25 protein-coding genes, 2 tRNA genes and 1 other RNA gene are annotated in these 23,085 nt (G+C 71.9%); 10 read left to right on the forward strand and 18 right to left on the reverse strand.

Translation table 11 applies throughout. The features are described from left to right. Positions 1 to 10 precede the first annotated feature (10 nt). The gene (locus AB0898_RS02605) at positions 11 to 502 is read right to left on the reverse strand and encodes a MarR family transcriptional regulator (RefSeq protein WP_366800961.1); all 492 of its coding nucleotides are present in this window, start codon (positions 500 to 502) and stop codon (positions 11 to 13) included. Between the two features lie 216 nt (positions 503 to 718). On the opposite strand from AB0898_RS02605, the gene AB0898_RS02610 reads away from it, so the two are divergent. After that, a complete protein-coding gene (locus tag AB0898_RS02610; RefSeq protein ID WP_366800962.1) occupies positions 719 to 913 on the forward strand; it encodes a hypothetical protein in 195 nt (64 codons plus the stop codon). Positions 914 to 1,022: 109 nt separating this feature from the next. Here AB0898_RS02610 and AB0898_RS02615 read toward each other — a convergent pair whose 3' ends face one another. The 7 genes from AB0898_RS02615 to AB0898_RS02645 form a co-directional block, all read right to left on the reverse strand. Continuing rightward, a complete protein-coding gene (locus tag AB0898_RS02615) occupies positions 1,023 to 1,949 on the reverse strand; it encodes an RNA polymerase sigma factor SigF (RefSeq protein WP_366800963.1) in 927 nt (308 codons plus the stop codon). Positions 1,950 to 2,257: 308 nt separating this feature from the next. After that, positions 2,258 to 3,109 carry an RNA polymerase sigma factor SigF gene (locus AB0898_RS02620; protein ID WP_199581864.1) on the reverse strand — a complete coding sequence of 284 codons (852 nt, stop codon included), beginning with the start codon at positions 3,107 to 3,109 and terminating at the stop codon, positions 2,258 to 2,260. Between the two features lie 195 nt (positions 3,110 to 3,304). Then, complete coding sequence (locus AB0898_RS02625; protein WP_366800964.1) at positions 3,305 to 3,598, reverse strand: Dabb family protein; 294 nt, start codon at positions 3,596 to 3,598, stop codon at positions 3,305 to 3,307. Between the two features lie 10 nt (positions 3,599 to 3,608). Beyond that, entirely contained in the window at positions 3,609 to 3,788 is a 180-nt protein-coding gene (locus AB0898_RS02630) for a hypothetical protein (RefSeq protein ID WP_018547508.1), read from the reverse strand. A 173-nt stretch (positions 3,789 to 3,961) separates the two neighbouring features. Further along, positions 3,962 to 4,049 (reverse strand) — tRNA-Ser (locus tag AB0898_RS02635). Between the two features lie 80 nt (positions 4,050 to 4,129). Continuing rightward, on the reverse strand, positions 4,130 to 4,561 hold the full coding sequence (gene tadA, locus AB0898_RS02640; RefSeq protein ID WP_366801051.1) for a tRNA adenosine(34) deaminase TadA: 432 nt from the start codon (positions 4,559 to 4,561) through the stop codon (positions 4,130 to 4,132). A gap of 89 nt (positions 4,562 to 4,650) precedes the next feature. Beyond that, positions 4,651 to 5,184, reverse strand: a complete 534-nt coding sequence (locus tag AB0898_RS02645) for a hypothetical protein (protein WP_366801052.1) — start codon at positions 5,182 to 5,184, stop codon at positions 4,651 to 4,653. Between the two features lie 719 nt (positions 5,185 to 5,903). On the opposite strand from AB0898_RS02645, the gene upp reads away from it, so the two are divergent. Beyond that, complete coding sequence (gene upp, locus AB0898_RS02650) at positions 5,904 to 6,539, forward strand: uracil phosphoribosyltransferase (RefSeq protein WP_018547505.1); 636 nt, start codon at positions 5,904 to 5,906, stop codon at positions 6,537 to 6,539. Between the two features lie 32 nt (positions 6,540 to 6,571). Here upp and AB0898_RS02655 read toward each other — a convergent pair whose 3' ends face one another. Together AB0898_RS02655 and AB0898_RS02660 are read right to left on the reverse strand one after the other, a co-directional pair. Then, the gene (locus AB0898_RS02655; protein WP_366800965.1) at positions 6,572 to 7,210 is read right to left on the reverse strand and encodes a LytR C-terminal domain-containing protein; all 639 of its coding nucleotides are present in this window, start codon (positions 7,208 to 7,210) and stop codon (positions 6,572 to 6,574) included. A gap of 152 nt (positions 7,211 to 7,362) precedes the next feature. Beyond that, positions 7,363 to 7,659, reverse strand: a complete 297-nt coding sequence (locus AB0898_RS02660; RefSeq protein ID WP_003986294.1) for a type II toxin-antitoxin system VapB family antitoxin — start codon at positions 7,657 to 7,659, stop codon at positions 7,363 to 7,365. Between the two features lie 149 nt (positions 7,660 to 7,808). Between AB0898_RS02660 and AB0898_RS02665 the strand changes: the two genes are divergently transcribed. Beyond that, complete coding sequence (locus tag AB0898_RS02665; protein ID WP_366800966.1) at positions 7,809 to 9,452, forward strand: helicase HerA-like domain-containing protein; 1,644 nt, start codon at positions 7,809 to 7,811, stop codon at positions 9,450 to 9,452. 21 nt (positions 9,453 to 9,473) lie between these two features. Here AB0898_RS02665 and AB0898_RS02670 read toward each other — a convergent pair whose 3' ends face one another. The 5 genes from AB0898_RS02670 to AB0898_RS02690 form a co-directional block, all read right to left on the reverse strand. Continuing rightward, positions 9,474 to 9,602, reverse strand: a complete 129-nt coding sequence (locus tag AB0898_RS02670) for a hypothetical protein (protein ID WP_366800967.1) — start codon at positions 9,600 to 9,602, stop codon at positions 9,474 to 9,476. Positions 9,603 to 9,658: 56 nt separating this feature from the next. Then, complete coding sequence (locus tag AB0898_RS02675) at positions 9,659 to 9,967, reverse strand: hypothetical protein (protein WP_366800968.1); 309 nt, start codon at positions 9,965 to 9,967, stop codon at positions 9,659 to 9,661. Between the two features lie 174 nt (positions 9,968 to 10,141). Continuing rightward, positions 10,142 to 10,852, reverse strand: coding sequence for an HdeD family acid-resistance protein (locus tag AB0898_RS02680; protein ID WP_366800969.1), 711 nt, complete (start codon positions 10,850 to 10,852; stop codon positions 10,142 to 10,144). A gap of 105 nt (positions 10,853 to 10,957) precedes the next feature. Then, on the reverse strand, positions 10,958 to 11,566 hold the full coding sequence (locus AB0898_RS02685; RefSeq protein ID WP_366800970.1) for an HhH-GPD-type base excision DNA repair protein: 609 nt from the start codon (positions 11,564 to 11,566) through the stop codon (positions 10,958 to 10,960). A gap of 37 nt (positions 11,567 to 11,603) precedes the next feature. Then, complete coding sequence (locus tag AB0898_RS02690; protein WP_366800971.1) at positions 11,604 to 12,326, reverse strand: siderophore-interacting protein; 723 nt, start codon at positions 12,324 to 12,326, stop codon at positions 11,604 to 11,606. Positions 12,327 to 12,409: 83 nt separating this feature from the next. On the opposite strand from AB0898_RS02690, the gene AB0898_RS02695 reads away from it, so the two are divergent. The 4 genes from AB0898_RS02695 (at position 12,410) to AB0898_RS02710 (ending at position 17,775) form a co-directional block, all read left to right on the forward strand. Next, on the forward strand, positions 12,410 to 14,518 hold the full coding sequence (locus AB0898_RS02695; RefSeq protein WP_366800972.1) for a penicillin acylase family protein: 2,109 nt from the start codon (positions 12,410 to 12,412) through the stop codon (positions 14,516 to 14,518). 10 nt (positions 14,519 to 14,528) lie between these two features. Then, the gene (locus AB0898_RS02700; protein WP_366800973.1) at positions 14,529 to 15,143 is read left to right on the forward strand and encodes a GNAT family N-acetyltransferase; all 615 of its coding nucleotides are present in this window, start codon (positions 14,529 to 14,531) and stop codon (positions 15,141 to 15,143) included. A gap of 198 nt (positions 15,144 to 15,341) precedes the next feature. Then, a complete protein-coding gene (locus AB0898_RS02705) occupies positions 15,342 to 17,156 on the forward strand; it encodes a copper resistance CopC family protein (RefSeq protein WP_366801053.1) in 1,815 nt (604 codons plus the stop codon). 22 nt (positions 17,157 to 17,178) lie between these two features. Further along, complete coding sequence (locus tag AB0898_RS02710) at positions 17,179 to 17,775, forward strand: poly-gamma-glutamate hydrolase family protein (protein ID WP_366800974.1); 597 nt, start codon at positions 17,179 to 17,181, stop codon at positions 17,773 to 17,775. A 34-nt stretch (positions 17,776 to 17,809) separates the two neighbouring features. Here the strand turns inward: AB0898_RS02710 and AB0898_RS02715 are convergent, their stop codons facing one another. Further along, positions 17,810 to 18,442, reverse strand: a complete 633-nt coding sequence (locus AB0898_RS02715) for a DsbA family protein (protein ID WP_366800975.1) — start codon at positions 18,440 to 18,442, stop codon at positions 17,810 to 17,812. A 401-nt stretch (positions 18,443 to 18,843) separates the two neighbouring features. Between AB0898_RS02715 and AB0898_RS02720 the strand changes: the two genes are divergently transcribed. Both AB0898_RS02720 and AB0898_RS02725 read left to right on the forward strand, forming a co-directional pair. Further along, positions 18,844 to 19,191, forward strand: coding sequence for a hypothetical protein (locus AB0898_RS02720; protein WP_366800976.1), 348 nt, complete (start codon positions 18,844 to 18,846; stop codon positions 19,189 to 19,191). 177 nt (positions 19,192 to 19,368) lie between these two features. Next, positions 19,369 to 21,060: a ricin-type beta-trefoil lectin domain protein gene (locus tag AB0898_RS02725; RefSeq protein ID WP_366800978.1), complete on the forward strand. Its 1,692-nt coding sequence runs from the start codon at positions 19,369 to 19,371 to the stop codon at positions 21,058 to 21,060. A 170-nt stretch (positions 21,061 to 21,230) separates the two neighbouring features. Here AB0898_RS02725 and AB0898_RS02730 read toward each other — a convergent pair whose 3' ends face one another. Next, the gene (locus tag AB0898_RS02730) at positions 21,231 to 22,640 is read right to left on the reverse strand and encodes an MGMT family protein (RefSeq protein WP_366800979.1); all 1,410 of its coding nucleotides are present in this window, start codon (positions 22,638 to 22,640) and stop codon (positions 21,231 to 21,233) included. A 104-nt stretch (positions 22,641 to 22,744) separates the two neighbouring features. Then, positions 22,745 to 22,832, reverse strand: a tRNA-Ser gene (locus AB0898_RS02735). Between the two features lie 119 nt (positions 22,833 to 22,951). On the opposite strand from AB0898_RS02735, the gene ffs reads away from it, so the two are divergent. After that, positions 22,952 to 23,048, forward strand: an RNA gene (gene ffs / locus AB0898_RS02740) — signal recognition particle sRNA small type. Positions 23,049 to 23,085: the final 37 nt, after the last annotated feature.

Below are 23,085 nucleotides of genomic sequence, written 5' to 3' on the forward strand. Positions count from 1 at the left end.
CTTCCTTTTCTTACGTGTTCGCGGGTGTACGGGTTTCCTCGACTACGGGGGCGCTCTGTCTCGGCAGCCCGCTGCGGCAGTCCCCGAAGGACGCGCGCAGCCGGGTCATCAGCCGGATGAGCTGGCCGACCTCGTCGTCGGTCCAGTCGCTCAGCCGCTCGGCCAGCAGCCGTCCGGTGCGCAGCGACAGCTCGTCGAGCTGCCGGGCTCCGGCCGGAGTCAGGCGCAGGATGCGCGAGCGCTTGTCGGCGGGGTCCGGTGACCGTTCGATCCAGCCGCGGGCCGCGACGTGCGCGACATGCCGGCTCGTGACCGACATGTCCACGGCGAGCAGCTCGGCGAGCCTGCTCATGCGCATGGCCCCGTGCCGGCCGAGCAGCGTCAGCACGGCGGCGGAGCCGGCCGGGCAGTCGGGGGGCAGGATGCGCCCCAGATCGCGTTTCACGGCGCCGACGGCACTGAGCTGACGTGCCAGTTCCAGGAACTGCGCCTGCTCGGCCATCACACCTCCCGTATTCGTTGCTTGGGGCAACCATAAGAGTGTTTGGTTGCCACAGGCAAATAAACAGGGGTGGTTCGGCGCAAAAACTTGGCAAAGGCAAGTATTGCGATCGTAAATGCGCAGGTGGCTGCGGGCGGGCTGCGGGTGACGTGCCCGCGTCTGTCCCGGTGGCCCCGCACTTGGGCCGCAACCGGGGATTCGCTAGTGTCTCGGCCCATGGCTAACACCCAGGGCCCGCAGGGCAATTACGACCCCGCCGGCAGCACCCAGATGTTCCGCGCGTTCGTCGACGACGCTCCCCCGCCCGTCCAGCAGCAGGCGGCCTCGTCCGGTCCGCGCGTCGGTCTGATCATCGGCATCGTCGTGGCCGTGGCCGTCGTCGCCGCGGTGGCGTGGCTGGCGCTTAGTTAAGGGACGGGCTCCGGGAGGAGCCCCTCCGACTCGCATGATTCATGGCGGACCCGGCGTGGAGTGACTGCTCCACGCCGCCGCCTTTTTCCGCGTCCTCGGGCCGGCCGCCTCAGTCGGCGACCAGGCCCTCCCGCAGCTGGGAGAGGGTGCGGGTGAGCAGGCGGGACACGTGCATCTGGGAGATGCCGACCTCCTCGCCGATCTGCGACTGCGTCATGTTCGCGAAGAAGCGCAGCATGATGATCCGGCGCTCGCGCGGCGGCAGCTTGGCCAGCAGCGGCTTCAGCGACTCGCGGTACTCGACGCCCTCCAGGGCCGTGTCCTCGTAGCCGAGGCGGTCGGCCAGCGAGCCCTCGCCGCCGTCGTCCTCGGGGGCCGGGGAGTCCAGCGAGGACGCCGTGTAGGCGTTGCCCACCGCGAGGCCGTCGACCACGTCCTCCTCGGAGACCCCGAGGGCGGCCGCGAGTTCCGGCACGGTCGGGGAGCGGTCCAGGCGCTGGGACAGCTCGTCGCTGGCCTTGGTGAGCGCCAGGCGCAGCTCCTGGAGCCGGCGCGGCACCCGCACCGACCACGAGGTGTCGCGGAAGAACCGCTTGATCTCGCCCACGACCGTCGGCATGGCGAACGTCGGGAACTCCACGCCCCGTTCGCAGTCGAAGCGGTCGATTGCCTTGATCAGGCCGATGGTGCCGACCTGGACGATGTCCTCCATCGGCTCGTTGCGCGAGCGGAAGCGGGCCGCCGCGTACCGCACGAGCGGGAGGTTCAGCTCGATCAGGGTGTCGCGGACGTAGGCGCGCTCGGGGCTGTCGTCGGCGAGCGCGGCCAGCCGCAGGAACAGGGAGCGGGACAGGGTGCGGGTGTCGAGGTCCGCCGTCTGGGGGACGGGGGCCGGGGCGGCGGCCGCGGCGGGCGCGGCGTCGAGAGCCGTGGGGCCCTCGAAGGAGTCGAGGACGTCGAGAGCGTCGAGCTTCTTGGGCGCTGCCTCGCTCTTCGTGGGCGTGAGCACCTTCGAGCTGCCCTGTTCTGCGGACATGCCACCCCCTTTGGGTCGCGGGACGGTCGGCGCGCTGCCTGGAGGCAACGCGACCTTCACCTGAATACCGGAGCCGGAGCCTCGGCAAACGCGCTTCCCGCAGAATGTCACATGTCGGCAACGCGCTGAAGTGACATGTCGACACGTGAGACGTCAATCGCCCCTGGAAGAAGGCGGTCTGACGGGCTTTCGGCGCACAACTGTCGGCATCTGACCGGATGCGTGATTCGCTCCGGACGGTGATCGTTCGCTCCTGCTTGCGAACGCGTGCTACCTGCGGTTTTCGGGTTTGTGCTCCCGTGCGCCGGTCATGCCTCGATCCGGTTGGCGGATCTGAGCCGCTGGAAGCTGCGCGCGAGCAGCCGGGAGACGTGCATCTGGGAGACACCGAGCTCGGCGCTGATCTGCGACTGGGTGAGGTTGCTGTAGTAGCGGAGCAGGAGGATGCGCTGTTCCCGTTCGGGAAGCTGGACGAGGAGGTGGCGGACCAGGTCGCGGTGCTCCACACCGTCGAGCGCCGGGTCCTCGTAGCCGATGCGGTCGAGCAGCCCGGGCAGCCCGTCGCCCTCCTGGGCGGCCTCCAGCGAGGTGGCGTGGTACGACCGCCCGGCCTCGATGCAGGACAGCACCTCCTCCTCGCTGATCCGCAGCCGCTCGGCGATCTCGGCGGTGGAGGGGGAGCGGCCCATGGCGGTGGTGAGGTCCTCGGTGGCGCTGTTCACCTGCACCCACAGCTCGTGCAGCCGGCGCGGTACGTGGACCGTGCGGACGTTGTCCCGGAAGTACCGCTTGATCTCGCCCACCACGGTCGGCATCGCGAAGGTCGGGAACTGCACGCCCCGCTCCGGGTCGAAGCGGTCGATGGCGTTGATCAGGCCGATGGTGCCGACCTGGACCACGTCCTCCATGGGCTCGTTGCGGGAGCGGAAGCGGGCGGCGGCGTAGCGCACGAGGGGGAGGTTGGCCTCGATGAGGGCGCCGCGGACCCGGGTGTGCTCCGGAGTGCCCGGCGTCAGGTCCTTGAGCTGGGCGAAGAGGACCTGGGTGAGGGCGCGGGTGTCGGCGCCGCGGCGCTTCTCGGGTGCGGGCTGTTCGGGGGGTGCCGGGGCGGGGGCGGGCGCCTCCGCCTGGGGCGGCGCAGAACTGGCCGACACGGTCAACGCCACCTCTTCATCGGTCAATCATCCGTCAAAAGCGGTCATAGCATCACAAGACATGTGCACTGTGTGCAAGCACCGCATCACGCCGTGTTGGGCTCAAACGCCCCCAACTCGGGTATCCGGAAACGCCGAAAAGCCCCCCGCCGTCGGTGGCGGAGGGCCGGGGGCGAGGGGCCGGGAGGCCTGTGGGCCGCCTCAGAACTCGTAGTCGGCGATCACCCACGTGGCGAACTCCCGCCACAGGGCGACGCCCGCCTGATGGGCGGGGTGGTCGATGTAGCGCTGGAGCGCGGCGGTGTCCTCGACGGAGGAGTTGATCGCGAAGTCGTAGGCGATGGGGCGGTCGGAGAGGTTCCAGCCGCACTCCCAGGAGCGCAGCTCCGGGATCACCCCGCCCAGCTCCTCGAAGAGGGCGGCGCCGGCGACCACACGGGGATCGTCGCGCTCGACACCGTCGTTGAGCCTGAAGAGGACCAGGTGCCGGATCATGGGATGTACCTCAGCTCTTTCCGCCGTTGGCGGCCCAGGTCATGAAGTCGCCTATGGCCCCGGCCGCGTCCGATATGCCCTCGAAGACTATCTGGACGTAACCGGCCGCCTTGGCCGGGTCCGTGATGATCACGTACAGCGCGAAGACCACGAGCGCGTACACGATGATCTTCTTCGCGTTCACCGCCACCGCGGCCTCCCCTGTCCCTCGGCTGTCCCTCGGCCCCCATGAGCCCCTGCCGCAAGCGGCGAGTGTAACCGTCACGATCTTTTTTGGGGATCAACGCGCGCCCGGGCCCCGGCAGTTGACGCCCGGGGCCGGACGCACGAAGGGCCCCGTCTCTCGACGGGGCCCTTCTTCGGCGGTAGCGGAGGGATTTGAACCCTCGGTGACGGGTTACGCCACACTCGCTTTCGAGGCGAGCTCCTTCGGCCGCTCGGACACGCTACCGAGGGAGACCTTACAGCAAGGTGGGGCATGGTCTGAAATCGGTTGCCGCGGGGCCCCGGGGCAGGGCCGCGGCGCCCGGTTCAGCGGTCCCGGAAGAAGTCCGTGAGCAGCCGTCCGCACTCCTCGGCGAGCACGCCCTCGATCACCTCGGGGCGGTGGTTGAGGCGCCGGTCGCGCAGCACGTCCCACAGGGAGCCCGCCGCGCCCGCCTTGTCGTCGCGGGCGCCGTAGACCACCCGGTCGAGCCGGGACTGCTGGAGGGCGCCCCCGCACATCGTGCAGGGCTCCAGGGTGACGACGAGCGTGCAGCCGGTCAGCCGCCACTCGCCGAGCACCCGGGCGGCCCGGCGCAGCGCGAGGATCTCCGCGTGGGCCGTGGGGTCGCCGGTGGCCTCGCGCTCGTTGTGCCCGGTGGCGAGCACCGTCGTACCGTCCGGGGACAGGACGACGGCGCCCACGGGTACGTCCCCGCCGAGCGCGGCCCGCCCGGCCTCGGCCAGCGCGAGCCGCATGGCGGGCTGCCAGGGGGCGCGCACGGGGTCGGGTACGGGTTCGGTGCCGGGTCCGGGGCCGGACGTGCCCCGGGTTTCGTCGGGGGCGGTCAGCGGACGGTCTCCAGCACCTCCGAGGCGCCCAGCGCCTCGGCGATCGCGCCGAGCGCGTCGTCGGCGCCGAGCGCGCGCAGCTCCTTCTCCCCGATGCCGAGGTCGTCGAGGATCTCGCGGTCGCCCACGGGGCTGTGCGGGACGGCGTCGGCGGACGGGGTGTCCTCGTCGTCGTCCTCCTCGTTCTCGCCGTCCTCCGTGCCGTCGAGGTCCAGCGAGTCCAGGTCGGGGCCGTCGTCCGCGCCCGGTTCGCGGCCCAGCAGCTCGTCGGTGAGCAGCAGCTCGCCGTACGCGCTGCGGGCGGCGGCGGCCGCGTCCGAGACGTAGATACGGGGGTCCTCCTCGCCGTCCACGCGGACGACGCCGAACCAGGAGTCCTCCTGCTCGATCAGGACGAGGACCGTGTCCTCCTCGGGCGAGGACTCGCGGGCCAGGTCGGCCAGATCCGACAGGGTCTCCACATCGTCGAGCTCCGTGTCGCTCGCTTCCCACCCGTCTTCGGTGCGCGCGAGCAGTGCGGCGAAGTACACCGTGACTCTCCCACTGGTCATAGGTGTGCCGGTTGGCGGTCCCCCCGGCGGAGGTCTCTGGACGGACGGGGTTGTCGCCCCGGGGTCCGCCCACTGGGAATCGTGGCAGAAACAAGTCCGTCAGGGGACGTCTTCGGCTCCCTGTGTCTCGCTGTTTCGATCGTGCGTCCATGGGGACTCACCAGCACGCCCGTCGCCGCCACCTGCGGATCGTACGCGGCTTTCCGGGCACCTACGCACGCCCGCCCCTCCCGTCACGGCGGAGGCGGACGCGGTCCTGCTCACCGGGGCTTTTCCCGCGGCCTTGCACACAGGACCGTACGCCGCGAAGGCCCGCCGACGGAACGTTCACAGGGGCGTGGCGTGGCGGGGCGCTGGGCGCTGGGCCCTGGCGGGGGCGTGTGTGAACGGTGCCGATCGGTGTGGGGGTGCGCTGCGGTGGGGGTTGGGCGTGGTGAGGCGCGGTGTGGGGGTCGGCTGACGGGCGGCCCGGAGCCGTCTGCGCAGGTCGTGTGGTCCTGCGCCGGGCCGAATCCGCAGGGGCGCCCTGCCGCACCGGACCTGCCCGCACCCGCCAGGGGCCCGGCGGCCGGCCGGTCACGTGGACACCTCGCCGTACCGGCCCCGCCCGCGCGGGCCGGGACTGGGGGCCGGGTGGGCGCGGTGGAGGCGTTCGGGCTGACGCGAGCCGGGACCGGGGCCCGGTTACTGTTAGAGACATGCGTCTCCACGTCGTCGACCACCCTCTGGTCGCTCACAAGCTCACCACGCTGCGCGACCAGCGCACCGACTCCGCCACCTTCCGCCGGCTCGCCGACGAGCTGGTCACCCTGCTCGCGTACGAGGCCACGCGGGACGTGCGTACCGAGGCCGTCGACATCCAGACGCCGGTCGCGCGGACCACCGGGGTGAAGCTCGCCCGGCCGCGTCCGCTGGTGGTGCCGATCCTGCGCGCCGGTCTCGGCATGCTGGACGGCATGGTCCGGCTGCTGCCGACCGCCGAGGTGGGCTTCCTCGGCATGATCCGCAACGAGGAGACGCTGCAGGCCGAGACGTACGCCTCCCGGATGCCGGAGGACCTCTCCGGCCGCCAGGTCTACGTGCTCGACCCGATGCTGGCCACCGGCGGCACCCTGGTCGCCGCGATCCAGGAGCTGATCAAGCGCGGCGCCGACGACGTGACCGCCGTCGTCCTGCTGGCCTCCCCCGAGGGCGTCGAGGTCATGGAGCGCGAGCTGGCCGGCACCCCGGTCACCGTGGTCACCGCGGCCGTGGACGACCACCTCAACGAGAACGGCTACATCGTCCCGGGTCTGGGCGACGCGGGCGACCGCCTGTACGGCGCGGCCGAGTAGGACCCCCGCTCCCGGCCGTCACCCGGCCGGGATCAGCAGTTCTTCTTGTCCTTCTTCACCACGGCCGCCGTCTGCGCGGGTTCGGTCAGCTTGATCACCGCCTGGTCGGCGGCCGTGCGCTGGTCGAGGGTCTTGAAGCGGTCCCCGATGATCAGGTCGAGCGTGGCGCCCTTGCGGGCCGCGTCCGTACGGCGCTCGGCGCCGGTCAGCTGCGTGCCGAGCACGGGGAGCGAGGTGTCGAGGGCGGTGGCGGGTCCGAGGAGGACCCCGGTGCCCTTGACCTTCTTGTCGAAGTCCTTGCTCGCGTTGCCCACGTCGCCGATCTTGAAGCCGCGCTTCTTCAGCTCGTCGGCGGTCTGCTTGGCCAGCCCCGAGCGCGTGGTGGCGTTGTAGACGTTCACCGTGATCGTGCCGGGCTTGGGCAGCGCCTTGACCGGGGCCGGGCTCGCCTTCTTGAGGCAGGCCGCGGACGCGGCGTCGGAGGCGTGCCGGTGGCCCGTGAAGACGTCGACGAGCTGGAGCGTGCCCCAGCCGACCAGGCCCAGTGCGGCGACGGAGGCCACGGCGGCGGCGACGAGCCTGCCCCGCCGCCGGGGCGGGCGCATCCGAGGGTATGTCTCCCCCGTGATCCGGTACTTGCCGCCCATGCCGGGGGGAGTCAGCATACTCATGAGCCGCAGCGTAGTGCGCCGCGGCTGGGATGCCTATTAGATGATCAGCAGACGGAGTACAGCCCGACCCAAATGGGCTAACACCGGTACCGCGTACGGCCGTCGGGGGCGGTTCAGCCCAAGTTCAGGCCCGGATCAGGCCCCGTCCGGGCTCAGCCCAGTTCGAGCACGCGCGCGTGCAGCACCTGACGCTGCTGCAGGGCGGCGCGGACCGCGCGGTGCAGCCCGTCCTCCAGATAGAGGTCGCCCTGCCACTTCACGACATGGGCGAAGAGGTCGCCGTAGAAGGTCGAGTCCTCGGCGAGCAGCGTCTCCAGGTCGAGCTGCTGCTTGGTGGTCACGAGCTGATCGAGGCGGACCGGGCGCGGCGCGACGTCCGCCCACTGCCGGGTGCTCTCCCGGCCGTGGTCGGGGTACGGCCGGCCGTTTCCGATGCGCTTGAAGATCACACGGAAAGCCTACCGGCCCAGACGTTCCGGGCGCAGCCATGGCGGCGTAGTGCGACGCTGAAAAAGCCACCGCACGTCATGGCAAGGCAGGACAAAGGTGGCATACCGGAGAGCATCGGGGACGAGACCGACGGGAACAGGGGCCTGAGATGACCGACCCGGAGACCGGCGGCACAACGGGGGGCGGCGCGACGGCGGGTGACGGCGCGACGGCGGGTGACGGCGCGACGGCGGGTGACGGCGCGACAGGCGGCGACGCGGCACTCGCCGCTCCGGCGCGGCGGATCGCCGCCGGGTACGCCTTCACCGGACCCGCCCTCGACCTCGGCGCCCTGCTGTGGGACGGCGCCTGCCACCCCGGCGCGCAGATCCGCGTCCCGCTGCCGATGCTCAACCGCCACGGCCTGGTCGCGGGCGCCACCGGCACCGGCAAGACCAAGACGCTCCAGCTGATCGCGGAACAGCTCTCCGCGCAGGGCGTCCCGGTGTTCCTCGCGGACGTGAAGGGCGACCTCTCCGGCATCGCCCGGCCGGGACCCGGCGGCGACAGGGTCACCGCGCGCGCCGCCGAGACGGGTCAGACGTGGACACCGGCCGGATTCCCCGTGGAGTTCCTGGCGCTCGGCGGGATCGGCCACGGCATTCCCGTACGCGCCACCGTCACCAGCTTCGGCCCGGTCCTGCTGTCCAAGGTGCTCGGGCTGAACCGCACCCAGGAGCAGTCCCTCGGGCTGATCTTCCACTACGCCGACACCAAGGGCCTGGAGCTGATCGACCTCAAGGACCTGCGCGCGGTCGTCGCCTTCCTCACCTCCGACGAGGGCAAGCCCGAGCTGAAGGGCATCGGCGGGCTGTCCACCGCCACCGCCGGGGTCATCCTGCGCTCCCTGACCGCGTTCGAGGCGCAGGGCATGGCGGACTTCTTCGGGGAGCCCGAGTTCGACACGGCCGAGCTGCTGCGGACGGCGCCGGACGGGCGCGGTGTGGTCTCCGTCCTGGAACTGGCCGCCGTACAGGACAAGCCGGTCCTCTTCTCCACCTTCCTGATGTGGCTCCTCGCCGACCTCTTCCACGACCTGCCCGAGGCGGGCGACCTGGACAAGCCCAAGCTGGTGTTCTTCTTCGACGAGGCGCATCTGCTCTTCCACGACGCCTCGGACGCGTTCCTGGACGCCATCACCCAGACCGTGCGGCTGATCCGCTCCAAGGGCGTCGGCGTCTTCTTCGTCACCCAGACCCCGAAGGACGTCCCCTCCGACGTGCTCGGCCAGCTCGGCAACCGCGTCCAGCACGCGCTGCGCGCCTTCACGCCCGACGACCAGAAGGCGCTGAAGGCCACGGTGAAGACCTTCCCCGACTCCCCCTACGACCTGGAGGAACTGCTCACCGGGCTGGGCACCGGCGAGGCGGTGGTGACCGTGCTCAGCGAGACCGGCGCGCCCACACCGGTCGCGGCGACCCGGCTGCGTGCCCCGGAGTCCCTGATGGGTCCGGTGGACGCGGCGGAACTGGACCGGGCGGTCCGGGAGTCCCCGCTGTACGGACGTTATGCACAGGCTGTGGACCGCGAGTCGGCGTACGAGAAGTTGAGCGCGCGGGCGGCGGAGACGGTGCCCGAGGAGCGTCCGGCGGCCAGGGGCGGCGGCCGGAGGAAGGCCCCGGCCGAGGAACCCACGCTGGTGGAACAGGTCGTCGGCAGCGGGATGTTCAAGTCGCTGGCCCGCTCGGTCGGCACGCAGCTGGGGCGGGAGATCACGCGGTCGCTGTTCGGTACGGCCCGGCGGAGGCGCTAGGACGTCCCCGCCGGGTGCGTCTCAGCGGCGGTCCTCCTCCGGCGGGCGCTGCGGCTGCCGGTGTGCCTCGCTGTCGGGCCGGGGCCGGGCGCTGCGCCGGGCCTCCGCGCGCAGCAGGGCGCGCAGGATCGCGTACGGGTCGATGGGCATGGCGGTGTTCCTCGCGTCGTACGGACAGAACGGTGCTCGGGGGACGGGCGGTTCTGTCAGCAGCGCAGGACGACCGTGTGGAGATGGGGCGCGGGGGAGAGTGCGGTGGGCGCGGGGCGGGTGCGGGGTGTGCCCGGTGCCGGGTCCGGGGCGGGCAGGGGAGCGGGGGCGTCGGGCCGCGGTACGGTCCGGCCGGCGCTCCGGGACGGGGTGACGGGGACCTCGTGCTCACACTCCGCGACGACCGTGCCCGTGGGTGCTGCCTGGGCCGCGGCCTCCACGTGCGGCACCAGCAGGACGAGCAGCAGCAGGAGGGCCCGCACCAGCGGGCGAAGGCTGCGGGCTCGGTTTCCTGCGGTGCTCACGGAGGGTCATCTGCCCATGGGACACCGGGGACTCATCAAGAAGCGGGGCAGATCCGCCCGCACGGCGTACGGGCGCGGGGCGGGGTTGACGTCCTCGCCCCACGCACTCCGCCGAAGCCGGGCCGGGCTGGGCGCCGGGCTGGGCTGGGCCGTGCCGGGCCGGCTCCGGCCGGGTCACACCGTCTTGGGGATCTTCTTCGCCCGGCTCCGGATGCTGAACGAGGTGATGATCTCGACGATGCCCACCACGATCAGCCACCAGCCGCCGACCAGGGTCAGCACGGCGATGGACTCGAAGGGGGAGTCGATCAGGACGATGCCGGCGATGAAGGTGACGATGCCCAGGAAGATGTGCCAGCCCCGGGCGGGCATGTGGGTGTCGGAGATGGCGGCCATGGTCTGCGTGACGCCCCGGATCAGCCAGCCGATGCCGATGAACAGCGCGAGCAGCAGGATCGACTGCATGGGTCCGCGGAAGCAGAACAGACCCAGCACGATCGACAGGGCGCCGCTGATGAAGGCCAGCACCCGCAGCGAGGTCTTCTTGTGCGTGCCGAAGGCGGAGATCAGCTGGAACACACCGCTGACCAGCAGGTACAGGCCGAACAGCACCCCCACCGCCAGCAGCGTGGCACCCGGCCAGACCAGCACCAGGATGCCCAGGATCAGCGAGGCGATACCGGTGAGCAGCACGACCTGCCAGGCGGCCTGGGACAGGGCGTGCAAAGGCCCCTCGAACGGCGCCTCCAGTTCGGCGTGCTTCCCCTGCTCGGGGCGAGCCGCCTCTGCGGTGCCGGGCGCCCCGGCCGGTGTCGGACCCGTACGGGCCTTCGCGTCGTCGTAGGCGTTGCCCCTGGTGGGGCCGTCGCTCGGTGACTCGGTCATGTTCCATGCTTGGACCGGGCGGGCGAATTCCGCCACTCGGGGAGGCGCGGGGAGCCGGGCGGGGAGGTGCGCGGGAGCCCGGCGGGGAGGTGTGCGGGCCGGGGGCTACTTCCCGGTCTTCGTCGCCTTCGCCGCCTTCGCGGCCTTGGCCGCCGCCTTCAGCTCCTGCTTGTGGGCGCGGACCTTGGCGAGGGAGTCGGGGCCGGTGATGTCGGCGACGGAGCGGTAGGACTTCTCCTCGCCGTACGCGCCGGCGGCCTCGCGCCAGCCCTCGGGGCGCACGCCGAGCTGCTTGCCGAGGAGGGCGAGGAAGATCTGCGCCTTCTGCTTGCCGAAGCCGGGGAGGTCCTCCAGGCGCTTCAGGAGGGCGGCGCCGGAGCCCGCGTCCTGCCAGACGGCCTCGGCGTCGCCGTCGTAGTGCTCGACCAGGTACTGGCAGAGGGTCTGGACGCGCTTGGCCATGGAGCCGGGGTAGCGGTGGACGGCCGGCTTCTCGGAGAGGAGCGCGGCGAAGGCCTCCGGGTCGCGGGCGGCGATGTCGTGCGCGTCCAGGTCGTCGGCGCCCATCCGCCGCGCGATGGTCTCGGGGCCCTTGAAGGCCCACTCCATCGGGATCTGCTGGTCGAGCAGCATCCCGACGAGCGCGGCGAGCGGACTGCGGCCGAGCAGCGCGTCGGCGGCCGGGTCCTGGGCGAGGTGCAGGGTGACGTCCATGGACCGATGATCCCGCGCGGACGCCCCCTGTGCCGTGTCAGTCCGCGCGCCAGTACCCCAGCGCGTGCACGCGGGTCTTCGGCAGGCCCAGTTCCTTGCGGACGTACGCACCGAGCGCGCGGGTCGTCCTCGTGTCGCAGGCGATCCAGACGTACGGGTTCTCGGTGCCGGCCAGGACCTCGGGCAGCTCGGCGCGGACCCGCTCGACCAGGTGGGCGCCCGCCTCCTGGCGCGGTACCTCGTGGAACCGGTGACGGCCGGGGTCTGCGGTGGAGGGCAGGCCCTCGCGCGTGCCCTCGAACCAGACCGTCGCCGGGGCCGAACCCAGTTCGCCGAGCAGCGAGTTGATCGCGGGCAGCGACGCCGTGTCGCCGATGATCGCGAGGTGCGAGGGCGCCGGGTCCGGGTGCTCGAACCCCGTGCCCTGGACGGTCGCCTCGATGGTGTCGCCCGGCTTCGCCGCCCGCGCCCAGTCGGAGGCGCGGCCCTCGTGCAGGGCGAACTCCAGGGCGAAGGTGCCGGTCTCCGGGTCGGGGTCGACCAGGGTGTAGGCCCGCTGGTGGGGGCGGCCGTCGTCGGAGAACCAGAGGCGGACCCACATGGTGGGGTGGACCCCGGTCGCGGCGAGCAGGCCGCCGTCGGTCAGCCGCAGCCGCCGGTAGTGCGGGGTCACGTCCTCGGCGCCGGTCACCGTGAACGTGAAGTCCTTCGCCCGCAGCAGTTTGAGGACCGCTCCCTCCCAGCCTCGCCCCTGGCCCATCGCCACTCCACCCCTCGCGTACGATTCCTTCACCTGTCAGTCAGGTTAGGCAAGGCTAACCTAAAACGAAGGGGTGCTCCAGGGTGACCACCGAGACCTACCGCGACGCCTGGGGCATCCCCCATCTGCGGGCCACGAGCGCCCGCGAACTCGCCCGCGCCCAGGGCCGGGTGACCGCCCGCGACCGCGCCTGGCAGCTGGAGACCGAACGTCACCGCGCCCAGGGCACCTCGGCCTCCTTCCTCGGCGCCGCCGCGCTGCCCTGGGACGTGTTCGCCCGCCGCGCCCGCCTCGACGACACCGCCAGACGCTGTTTCGCCGCACTGGAGAGACGCGACCCGGAGACGGCCGGCTGGGTGCGCGCCTACGTGGACGGGGTCAACGCCGGCCTGCCCGAAGGCGCCGCCCGCACACCGGAGTTCGAGCGCGTGGGCCTCGCCCCCGGCCGCTGGGAGCCCTGGACCCCGCTCGGCGTCTGGCTCTCCACGCACATCCTGTTCGCCGGCTTCCCGGCCAAGCTCTGGCGCGAGGAGGCGATACGGCACCTCGGCCCCGAGGCGGTCGGCCTGTTCGCCACCGACGGCCCCGGCACCTCCGGCAGCAACGGCTGGCTCCTCGCGGGCACCCGCACCGACACCGGGCTGCCGCTGATCGCCGGAGACCCGCACCGCTTCATCGAGGACCCCGGCGTCTACCAGCAGCTCCGCCTGTCCTGCCCGGAGTTCGACGTCGTCGGCATCGCCGTCCCGGGCGTGCCCGGCATCGCCCACTTCGGCCACACCGGCACCGTCGCCTGGGCCATCACCAACGCCATGGCCGACTACCAGGACCTCTACCGCGAACGGCTGCGCCGCACCGGCGCGGGCGTCCAGGCCCTCGGCCCCGACGGCGCGTGGCACCGGGCGAGCCGGCACACCGAGTCGGTCGAGGTGGCGGGCGAGGAACCGGTCGAGATCGAGGTCATCGAGACCGAGCGCGGCCCGGTGATCGCGGGCGGTCCCGAGGGTCTTGAATCAGGTTCCCCCGAGCCCGAGTTGGCCACCGCCCTCGCCCTGCGCCACCCGCCCCGCGTCACCGAGGACCTCGGTTTCAGCGCCCTGCTCCCGCTGCTGCGCGCCCGTACCGTGGACGACGTGGACGGCGCCCTGGACGCCTGGGCCGAGCCGGTCAACGTCGTCCAGGCCGCCGACACCGGGGGCGGACTGCTGCACCGGGTCGCGGGCCGCGTACCGGCGCGCTCCGAGGCCAACCGCCTGCGCCTGGTGCCCGCTTGGGAACCCGGCCACGAGTGGCAGGGCTGGCTGGAGACCCCGCACGCCCAACTCGCCGACGGGGTGGCGGTGATGGCCAATCAGCGCGGGCTGGCCACCCCGCTCGGCGTCGAGTTCTCCGCACCCCACCGCGCCGACCGCATCCGCGCCCTGCTCCAGGAGCACCGCGTCTGGTCCGCCGCCGAGCTGCCCCGCGTCCACACCGACACCTACCTCGGCTCGACCGGCGCCCTCCTCGACCGCGCCGCCGCCCTCGAAGACCTCACCCCCGAAGCGGCCGCACTACGCGGTCAACTCCTCGGCTGGAACCGGCACATGGACGCCGACAGCGCCGACGCGGCGGCCTACGCGGCGCTGCGCTCGGCGGTCGTCCGCCGCCTCGCCGCCCACCCGGCCCTCGCCGCCCTCACCGAACCGCCCACCTACCCCGAGGTCCTCCTCCCCTGGATGTCCCTCACCGCGCGCATCGGCTACGCCCTCGAACACCTGCTGCACGCGGAGGAGTTGTACGGCATCGACCGCGACGACGCCGTACGCGCCGCGCTGGAGGAGACCGCCGCCGCACCGCCCGCCGGGACCTGGGCCGACACCCACCGCCTGGCCCCCTGGCGGGCGCTGCCCGGTGCGCCGTACGACGAACCGGGTCTGGCCGGCGACCACGACTGCGTGCTGTGCACCTCCGCCGTCCCCGGCATCACCGACCTCGCGGCCCGGGGCCCGGCCGCCCGTTACGTCTGGGACCTGGCCGACCGCGCCAACAGCCGCTGGGTGGTCCCCTTCGGCGCCGACGGCGTGCCCGGCAGCGCCCACCACCGCGACCAGCTCCCCTTGTGGCTCAAGGGAGAACTGGCCCCCGTGGTGACCGACTGGACCCTCCTCACCCTCGAACACACGGAAAGCGACGAGGACTTCGATGTCTGAGACAGCCGAGATGTCTGACCGGAACACCTTCGAGCAGACCGTTGCCGGCTTCGGCACGGTCCGCATCCGCCCGCTGGACCCGGCGGCCGACGCCGGGGTCGTCCACGCCTGGGTCAGCGAGGAACGCGCCGCGTTCTGGGGCATGAACGGCCTCACCCAGGACCAAGTGACCGAGATCTATGCCCACATGGCAGGCCTCGACACCCACCACGCCCACCTCGTCACCCGGGACGACGAACCCGTCGCCCTGCTCCAGACCTACGAGCCCGCCGCCGACCGGGTGAGCGAGGTGTACGAGGTGCGCCCCGGCGACATCGGCGTCCACCTCCTGCTCGCCCCCGCCGAAGCGGGCGGCCACCGCCCCGGCTGGACCTCCGCGCTGCTGACCGCGATGGCGTCGTACGTCCTGGTCGTGCTCGACCGCGAGCGCGTGGTGGTGGACCCGGACGTGCGCAACACCAAGGCCATCGCCCGCTTCGCCCGCCAGGGCTTCACCACCGGACCCGAGGTCGTCCTCCCGGAGATCGACCTGCCGGACGTGTACCTCCCCGAGAAGCGGGCCCAACTGGCCTTCCTGACCCGGGAGACGGCGTTCGCGGCCGGAGGCGGCACCGTTACCGTGTGAGCGCGGCGCCCCCGGCGTCCGTACGGAACGGGACACGCGGGACACACGGTCACGCGCGGGACACGGAGGGCGGACCACGTGCGCGGTGCGGAGCGGGAGGGGCGACGGCGCGTGGTGCTGGGGCGCGGGGCGCCGGGGCGGTCCATGGTGCCGCTGCGGTCCATGACGCCGGTGCGGTCCATGGTGCCGGCGTGGTCCATGACGCCGTACGGGCTGCTGCGCGGGGCGCTCACCGCCTGCGCCGCCCTCGTCCTGCTCGTGCTCGGCGCCGCCGTCCCCGCCTCCGCGCACGCCACGCTGCGGGGCTCGGACCCGGCCGACGGAACGGTTCTCCAGCGGGCCCCCCGCGAGCTGACCCTGACCTTCAGCGAGTCGGTCGGCCTGCTCACCGACTCCTTCCGCGTCTACGACCCCCGCAACCACCGGCTGCGCACCGGTGAGGCCGGCCATGCCCCCGGCCACTCCGACACCGCCCGCCTCGCCCTGCCCGCCCGCCTCGGCAAGGGCACGTACACGGTCGCCTGGCGGGTGGTGTCGGCCGACAGCCACCCCGTCTCCGGCGCCCTCACCTTCTCGGTCGGCGAGCGCACGGCCACCCCGGTCACCGCGCTCCCCGACGGCACCGAGAACCAGACCACCACGGGCCTCTACAACATCGCCCGCTACCTCGCGTACCTGGCGATGGCACTCCTGCTCGGCACGGCCGGGTTCGCGGTGTACTGCCGCCCGCCGAGCCGGGGTCAGCTGCGGCCGCTGCTGCTGGTGGGCGCGTGGACGCTCCTGGGTACGACGCTGGCGCTCCTGCTGCTGCGCGGGCCGTACGAGGAGGGCACCGCCCCGTCGAACGCCTTCTCCACCCTCGCCCACACGGTGACCACGCGCCCGGGCGAACTGCTCCTGGCCCGGCTGCTGTTGCTGCTGATCGCGGCCGCCGGCGTCCTGACCCGGCGGCACTGGCGCCGCCGGACACCGCGCCGGGCGGCCCTCGCGTCCGCCGCCGTCCTCGCGGTGGCCCTCGCCCTCACCTGGTCCGCGTCCGACCACGCCTCGGCCGGCATCCAGGTCCCGGTCGCCCTCGTCTCCACCACCCTGCACCTGCTGGCCACGGCGGCCTGGCTCGGCGGCCTGGCCGCCCTGCTGCTGACCCTGCGCCGCGCGACGGACGCGGAGGCACTGCCCCCGCGCGTGGTCACCCGCTTCTCCCGCGTGGCCCTGACCTCGGTCGTCGTCCTGGTGATCACCGGCACCTACCAGTCCTGGCGCGGCCTCGGCTCCTGGCAGGCGCTCACCGGCACGTCGTACGGCCGCATCCTCCTGGCCAAGCTCGCGGCGGTGACGCTGCTGCTCCTGGCGGCGGCGTGGTCGCGGGTGTGGACGGCGAACCTGGCGCGGCCGGTGGCGGCGGAGCGGGTGCGGGTGCCGGTGCCGGAAGGGGCGGGGGAACGGGTGCGGCTGCCGGAGGGGGCGGGAGCGCCGACGGTCTCCGAGGCTCCCGAGCCGGTCGCTCCCTCCCTGATGCTCACGTACCTGCGCCGCTCGGTGCTGGCGGAGGCGGCCGTCGGGGTGGTGGTCCTGGTCCTGACGACCCTGCTGACCAGCACGTTGCCGGGCCGCGCGGCGGAGGAGTCGACGACCGGCGCCGGTACGGGAGCGGGGGTCGCCGGCATCCCGTCGGCCTCGGTCACCACGATCCCGTTCGACACCGGCTCCCCCGGCGGACACGGCAAGGTCCAGATCACCCTCGACCCCGGCCGGGTCGGCCCCAACTCCGTCCAGGCGGTCGTCTACGGCCCGGACGGCGGCCTGGCCACCGTCCCCGAGCTGCGTGTCGCCTTCGTTCTGCCCAGCCGTGACCTGGGCCCGCTGGACACCAAGGTCACCAATCGCGGTGGCTACTGGGCGGCGGACACCTTCAGCCTGCCGATGCCGGGTACATGGGTGATGAAGGCGACGGTGCGCGTGTCGGAGCTGGATCAGGTGACGGTGGAGCGGCGGGTGCGGGTGGTGCGGTGAGGTACGGGCGGAGGACCGCTTGATGGCCGCAGGGGCGGAGACGACCACCGAGCTGCTGCGGCTGGACGGCGCGGATTTCGTCCTCCGTCTGACCCGTCGCGCCTCTCACCTGGGCCTCCTCGCCCTGCACGGCGGTGTGGAGGGCGGCACGGCGGAACTCGCGGAGGAGGCGGCGGCGCGGACGGGCGCGACGTGTCTGACCTTCACGCAGCCGACGACTCCGCGGGTCCACATTTCGTCCCACCTCCTGGCACAGGCGCCGTCGCGGACGCTGGAGGCGTTCCTGTCCGCCGTCTCCCTGACGGTCTCCCTGCACGGCCACCTGAGACCGGCCACGCCCCACGCGATCTTCCTGGGCGGCACCAACCGGGCGGCGGCGGAGACCCTGGCGGCGGCGCTGCGCACCCTGACCCCGTCCTTCACCCCGGTGACGGACCTGGCGGAGATCCCGCCGGGCCTGCGCGGCCTCCACCCCCGTAACCCGGTGAACCTGACCCGCGAGGGCGGAGTCCAGGTCGAACTGCCGCTGACGGCAAGGACGCAGGGGCTGCGGGACGTACCGCCGGAGGAGGTGGTGGCGGGCGTGACGGAGGGCGTACGACGGCTGCTGGGGCCCTAGTCGAAGCCGGGCGCCTAGTCGGAGCTGCTGTGGCCTAGTCGAATACGAGGCTCCCCGTCCGCTCCCGCTTCAGCTCGAAGAAGTCCGGGTGTGCGGCGAGCGTCCGTACGGCGTCGAAGAGTTGGGCCGCCTCCTCACCGCGCGGGATGCTGTTGAGCACGGGCCCGAAGAACGCCGTACCGTCGATGTGCAGGGTCGGCGTCCCCACGTAACTCCCGGCCGCCGGGTCCTTCCCCGCGTCGTGGCTGCGCCGCAGTCCGTCGTCGTACTCCGTGCTCCGCGCCGCCTCCGCGAGCTGCGCGGGCAGGTGGGCCTCGGCCAGCGCCTCCACGATCACGGCGTCGAAGTCCTTGTTCCCCTTGCCGTGGATGCGGGTGCCGAGGGCGGTGTACAACTCCCGCAGCACGCCCTCGCCATGAGCCTCGGCAGCGGCGACGGCGACGCGGACGGGTCCGAGGGACCGGTCCACCAAGTCCCGGTACCAGTCGGGTAGTTCGCGTCCCTCGTTGTGCAGATACAGGCTCATGACGTGAAACCGCACGTCGAGATCGCGCAGCGGCTCCACTTCGAGAATCCACCGCGAGGCGATCCAGGCGAACGGGCAGGCGGGGTCGAAGTAGAAGTCGACTCGGGTGGGGGGCTGGGGCGTTGACGCGTCGGTGGTCATGTGGGCGAGGTTAAGGACGGGGGTGGCACGGCCGCGAGGTCCAATTCGGGGCGGGGATCGTGGTCCACTGCGCGTGCTCACGCGTGATGCGATGTGCCCCGGCCGGACATGCGGGTGCATCCCGTTCCTGTTGGGCGGGATGTGTACAGCCCGGTGGTCCAGTGGGCCACGCCCGACGGCCGGACGCTGAAGGCCACCTCGTCGGTCTCGGGCAGCGACATCGGCGACGTCCGCCCCGGCGGTCCTCGGCGCCCCGGCGTCCCCGCTCATGGCAAAGAGACGCGAAAACCCCACGTGCGATCGACCCCATGCCGATCATCCGACGGTACGTTGACCGGCATGCGCGCCCACCCCACCCCGCGGCAGACCGCCCGCACCTCGGCCTCGCGGAGCGATTCCGCGTGGACGTGATCCTCGGCTACATCCTCACCCTGCCCGCGCTGATCGTCGTGGGATGGCTCGTGTCGTGGTGGGGGAGCCCACGGGTCCGGCGGATCGTGCTGGGGGCCGGAGCCGCCGTCTCCGTGCTCTGCGTCCTTGCCGTCCGGCAGTCGGCGGCCCCGCCGGCGCAGACCCCGCGGCCCCCCGGCTGCTCGGCGGCCCTCGCGTGCGTGGGGGATCTGCGTCCGGGCTTCGTGGCCCTGGGCGGGGTGATCGGCCTCGTCTGCTGTGTCGTACTGCTGCTCCTGACGATCGGCGTCGAGGCGATGCTGAGCTGGAGAGGGAGAACGCGTCCGGGGTCTTGTTGAAGTCCAGACCAATGGACAAGCTGTGTTCATGACATGTCGGGGGTGCCACGGGGTGCCGTCGCGTACCCCGTGGCACCCCGCCGGAGACGTCACAGCGGACCCGCACGCCTTTCCCCCACGGAGGTCGGACAGATGCGCCCGAGATGTGCCAAGCCGCGGCGCGGCAGCTGGCGGAGAGTGCTCAACCTGGTGTCCGTCGTCGCGGTCATGACCGCGACGACCGCCGTCGCGTCGATGGACGCCCAGGCGGCGGTGCCCCCCACGCCGTCGGGCTTCACCCTCACCTGGAGCGACGACTTCAACGGTGCCTCCGGCACCGGCATCGACCAGAACCTGTGGAAGTACGACACCGGGCCGGGCAGCAGCTTCGGCACCGGTGAGATCGAGACCATGACCAACAGCACGTCGAACGTGTACTACGACGGTCAGGGCCACCTGGTGCTCCAGGCCCTCCACTCCGGCTCCGACCCCCGCTCCGGCTGGACGTCCGGGCGCGTGGAGACCCAGTCGGCGGGCTTCGGCGCCGCGGCGGGCGGAGTCGTCCGCATCGAGTCGGTCCTCCAGCAGCCGAACGTCACCACCGCCAACGGCGCGGGCTACTGGCCGGCGTTCTGGATGCTCGGCGCCCCGCTGCGCTCCGGTGTGACCTGGCCCAAGTCGGGCGAGATCGACATCATGGAGGACATCAACGGCCGTGGTTCCGTCTTCAGCACCCTCCACTGCGGGGTGAACCCCGGCGGCCCGTGCAACGAGTCCACCGGCATCGGCTCCGGCGAACGCGCCTGCCCCGGCTGCCAGACCGGCTTCCACGACTACGCGGCGGAGATCGACCGCTCGGTCTCGCCCGAGCAGATCCGCTTCTACCTCGACGGCAACAACTTCTTCACCGTCAGCGCCAACCAGGTGGACGCCACGACCTGGGCGGACGCGGTCGACCACCCGTTCTTCATCATCTACGACCTCGCGATCGGCGGCGGCTTCCCGGACGCCTTCGGCGGCGGCCCGAACGCGGCCACGGTCTCCGGCGGCAAGCTGGTGATCGACTCGGTGGCCGTGTACAACAAGGGCCCGGGTTCCGGTGGCGGCGGCGGTGGTGGCGGCTCGGTGACCGGCCAGACCATCACCGGTCCCGGCGGCAAGTGCGTGGACGTGTCGGGCGACGACACCGGCGGCGACGGCACCGCCGTCCAGCTCTGGGACTGCCAGCAGGCGGCCAAGGACCAGCACTGGACCTGGAGCGGCCAGACCCTCCAGACCCTCGGCAAATGCCTGGACATCGCCGGCGGCGCGAGCGCGGCCGGCACCAAGCTCCAGCTGGCCACGTGCAACAGCGGCGGCTACCAGAACTGGGTACGCCAGCCCGACGGCACCCTGCGCAACCCGACCTCGGGCCGCTGCATCGACTCCCCCTCCGGCGCCACCGCCAACGGCACCCGCCTCCAGATCTGGGACTGCAACGCCTCCGGCGCCCAGCAGTTCGCCATCGGCACCCCGGTCTACGGCCCCGGCGGCAAGTGCGTCGACGTGGCCGGCGACGACACCGGCGGCGACGGCACAGCCGTCCAGCTCTGGGACTGCCAGCAGGCCACCTCCCTCGACCAGAAGTGGACCTGGACCGGCCAGACCCTCCGCACCCTCGGCAAGTGCCTCGACATCGCCGGCGGCGTCAACGCGAACGGCACCAAACTCCAACTGGCCACCTGCAACGGCGCCGGCTACCAGAACTGGACCCCCACCCCCGACGGCTCCCTCTCCAACCCCACCACCGGCCGCTGCATCGACTCCCCCTCAGGCGCCACCACCAACGGCACCCGCCTCCAAATCTGGGACTGCAACGGCTCGGGCGCCCAGAAGTTCTCCCTGGCCTGAGGCCGGGTGGCCCCGGCGTTCCGCACGAGCCGGGGCCACACGCGTCGAAGGGCCCCTTGCGAACAGTGGGGCCCTTCGACGTTCCTGTTCCTGCCAGCCCTCTACGGCGGGGCAGGGCGATCGTGCTCATGGGAAGCGACCCACCAGCCTGAACCTTCCCCGGGCTGGTGTCATGCGCCCAGTAGCTCGGTGAGTTCTTCCGGCCTCATGCGGGAGCCCTGGTCGGCGGTGTCCCCGTAGAAGACGACGCCCTCGCGGCGCAGTGCTTCCGCCGCGGTTTCCGTGCGTTCGGGGTCCAGCCAGTGGAAGTCGATGCTGACGCGTCCGTCGGCCATGAGCACGCGCCATGCATGCGGGCATTCACCGCAGTGGGTGAGGTGGGTGCTGACCGGGCGGGCGTGACTGCTGACAGCAGTGGCCAGGTCTCCGTACGTCGTCCAACGTCCGGGGGGTATGGCGGCCAGCACGGTGTGGAGATCCGCCCAGTTCTTGCCCGCGGGTTCGACGTTTCGCACCTGATCGGCCAGCTGAGTCAGATCGATGCCCGCCAGATTGGCCCACTGGTCGGGATCGACGCCCGGCGGGACGTGGTCGGCATCCACCTCCCACCAGGTCGTGCCTTGGATGCTGGAGGGGGAATATCCCATCACGACGGTGAAGATGTGCTTCGCCAGGCCGGTGGCGGAGTACTGCTGTCCGTTCGCACTCCACGTGAGCTGGTCGGCACTGGTGTTCGTCCAAACGGCGGTTGCCCGGCCGTTCGTTTCGGCTGCCCAGGCGGCTATCCGTTTCCGGATCTCCCTAGTCGCGCGGTGCTTCGGCGCCAGGCGCAGCAGTGTCCCGTCCGGCAGGATTTCCGCGTCGACGAGGTCGGGCACGGCCCGCTGCTTCTGCGAACGCTTCTTGATCTTCCTGGTTACCGCTTCGGCCTCCACACGAGCGGGGGCGAGAGTGAACTCCTCGACGTCTGGTATCGGATACATCTTGGCGAAGCCCGCGACGAGATGCCCCTTCACCTTCCACAGACTGACCTGGACCAGGTCGATGTCCAGGTTCATCTCAGAGAGCCACACGACGGTGTGGGTCACGGGCTTGGGGAATTCGGCCGCGATGATGACAAGCCGGGGACGCCGGAGAACTTCCTGGTCCCACTCGCCGTCCACATGATCGAGCAAGCGCTGCCGGCACTCGTCCACCGCCACCGTCTCACCCCGGCCGGCGAGGAACCGGTGGTACGCCTGAGCGAGGGTGTCGAGGTCGAACCGGGACACCAGGGCCGCGTACGTGATCGCCTGGAGATGAACGTCCTGGTCTGCCTTGCCGCGCTTGAGTTCCACCACCACGAGCTGTCCGGTCGCGTCCAGCCCCAGAATGTCCAGCCGGTTCTTCGCGCGCTCACCATCGGCATCGGCCCAGTGATCGAACTCCGCCGTGATGACCAGCATCGACTCGCCGAGCACCTGCGGGTGGGCGATGACCCACTCCTGGAGATCCCGTCGCTCCTTCAGGTCCTCTTCCGCCAGCTTGGTCCGTGCCACCGGAGTCGCCTTCTGGCCGGACACGGTAAAGAGGTGATCCACGTTCAGTCCCCATGACTTGCCCCGTACCTCGCGAGGCGTCGCAAGCGCCGAAGGGCCCCACTGCAAGCAGTGGGGCCCTTCGACTTAGTGCCCGGTGAGGCACTTGGCGGAGGATACGAGATTCGAACTCGTGAGGGGTTGCCCCCAACACGCTTTCCAAGCGTGCGCCCTAGGCCTCTAGGCGAATCCTCCGCCGCAAACATTACATGACCGCGGAGGGTGCTCGCGAACCTCGTTCCGCGAGCTCGGAGGGGCACGGGGGGCGGGCTCGGGTGAGGTACCTCGTGGGGGTCCGGATCGGGTACTCTTTCGGCAGCCCCCCACGCGGTGCTATCTGACTGAACTCCCCCAGGGCCGGAAGGCAGCAAGGGTAGGTCGGCTCTGGCAGGTGCGTGGGGGGCCCTTGTTTTTCCGGGGCGTACCGGGAAAGCCAGGCTGTGACCTG

This window comes from Streptomyces sp. NPDC005435, from assembly GCF_040703155.1.
Lineage (GTDB): Bacteria > Actinomycetota > Actinomycetes > Streptomycetales > Streptomycetaceae > Streptomyces.

Excerpts from the sequence above, each read along its gene's own strand:
- AB0898_RS02605 (WP_366800961.1), bottom strand. The coding sequence starts at position 502 with ATGGCCGAGCAGGCGCAGTTCCTGGAACTGGCACGTCAGCTCAGTGCC.
- AB0898_RS02610 (WP_366800962.1), top strand. The coding sequence starts at position 719 with ATGGCTAACACCCAGGGCCCGCAGGGCAATTACGACCCCGCCGGCAGC.
- AB0898_RS02615 (WP_366800963.1), bottom strand. The coding sequence starts at position 1,949 with ATGTCCGCAGAACAGGGCAGCTCGAAGGTGCTCACGCCCACGAAGAGC.
- AB0898_RS02625 (WP_366800964.1), bottom strand. The coding sequence starts at position 3,598 with ATGATCCGGCACCTGGTCCTCTTCAGGCTCAACGACGGTGTCGAGCGC.
- tadA (WP_366801051.1), bottom strand. The coding sequence starts at position 4,561 with ATGCGGCTCGCGCTGGCCGAGGCCGGGCGGGCCGCGCTCGGCGGGGAC.
- upp (WP_018547505.1), top strand. The coding sequence starts at position 5,904 with ATGCGTCTCCACGTCGTCGACCACCCTCTGGTCGCTCACAAGCTCACC.
- AB0898_RS02655 (WP_366800965.1), bottom strand. The coding sequence starts at position 7,210 with ATGAGTATGCTGACTCCCCCCGGCATGGGCGGCAAGTACCGGATCACG.
- AB0898_RS02665 (WP_366800966.1), top strand. The coding sequence starts at position 7,809 with ATGACCGACCCGGAGACCGGCGGCACAACGGGGGGCGGCGCGACGGCG.
- AB0898_RS02670 (WP_366800967.1), bottom strand. The coding sequence starts at position 9,602 with ATGCCCATCGACCCGTACGCGATCCTGCGCGCCCTGCTGCGCGCGGAG.
- AB0898_RS02680 (WP_366800969.1), bottom strand. The coding sequence starts at position 10,852 with ATGACCGAGTCACCGAGCGACGGCCCCACCAGGGGCAACGCCTACGAC.
- AB0898_RS02685 (WP_366800970.1), bottom strand. The coding sequence starts at position 11,566 with ATGGACGTCACCCTGCACCTCGCCCAGGACCCGGCCGCCGACGCGCTG.
- AB0898_RS02690 (WP_366800971.1), bottom strand. The coding sequence starts at position 12,326 with ATGGGCCAGGGGCGAGGCTGGGAGGGAGCGGTCCTCAAACTGCTGCGG.
- AB0898_RS02700 (WP_366800973.1), top strand. The coding sequence starts at position 14,529 with ATGTCTGACCGGAACACCTTCGAGCAGACCGTTGCCGGCTTCGGCACG.
- AB0898_RS02705 (WP_366801053.1), top strand. The coding sequence starts at position 15,342 with ATGACGCCGTACGGGCTGCTGCGCGGGGCGCTCACCGCCTGCGCCGCC.
- AB0898_RS02710 (WP_366800974.1), top strand. The coding sequence starts at position 17,179 with ATGGCCGCAGGGGCGGAGACGACCACCGAGCTGCTGCGGCTGGACGGC.
- AB0898_RS02715 (WP_366800975.1), bottom strand. The coding sequence starts at position 18,442 with ATGACCACCGACGCGTCAACGCCCCAGCCCCCCACCCGAGTCGACTTC.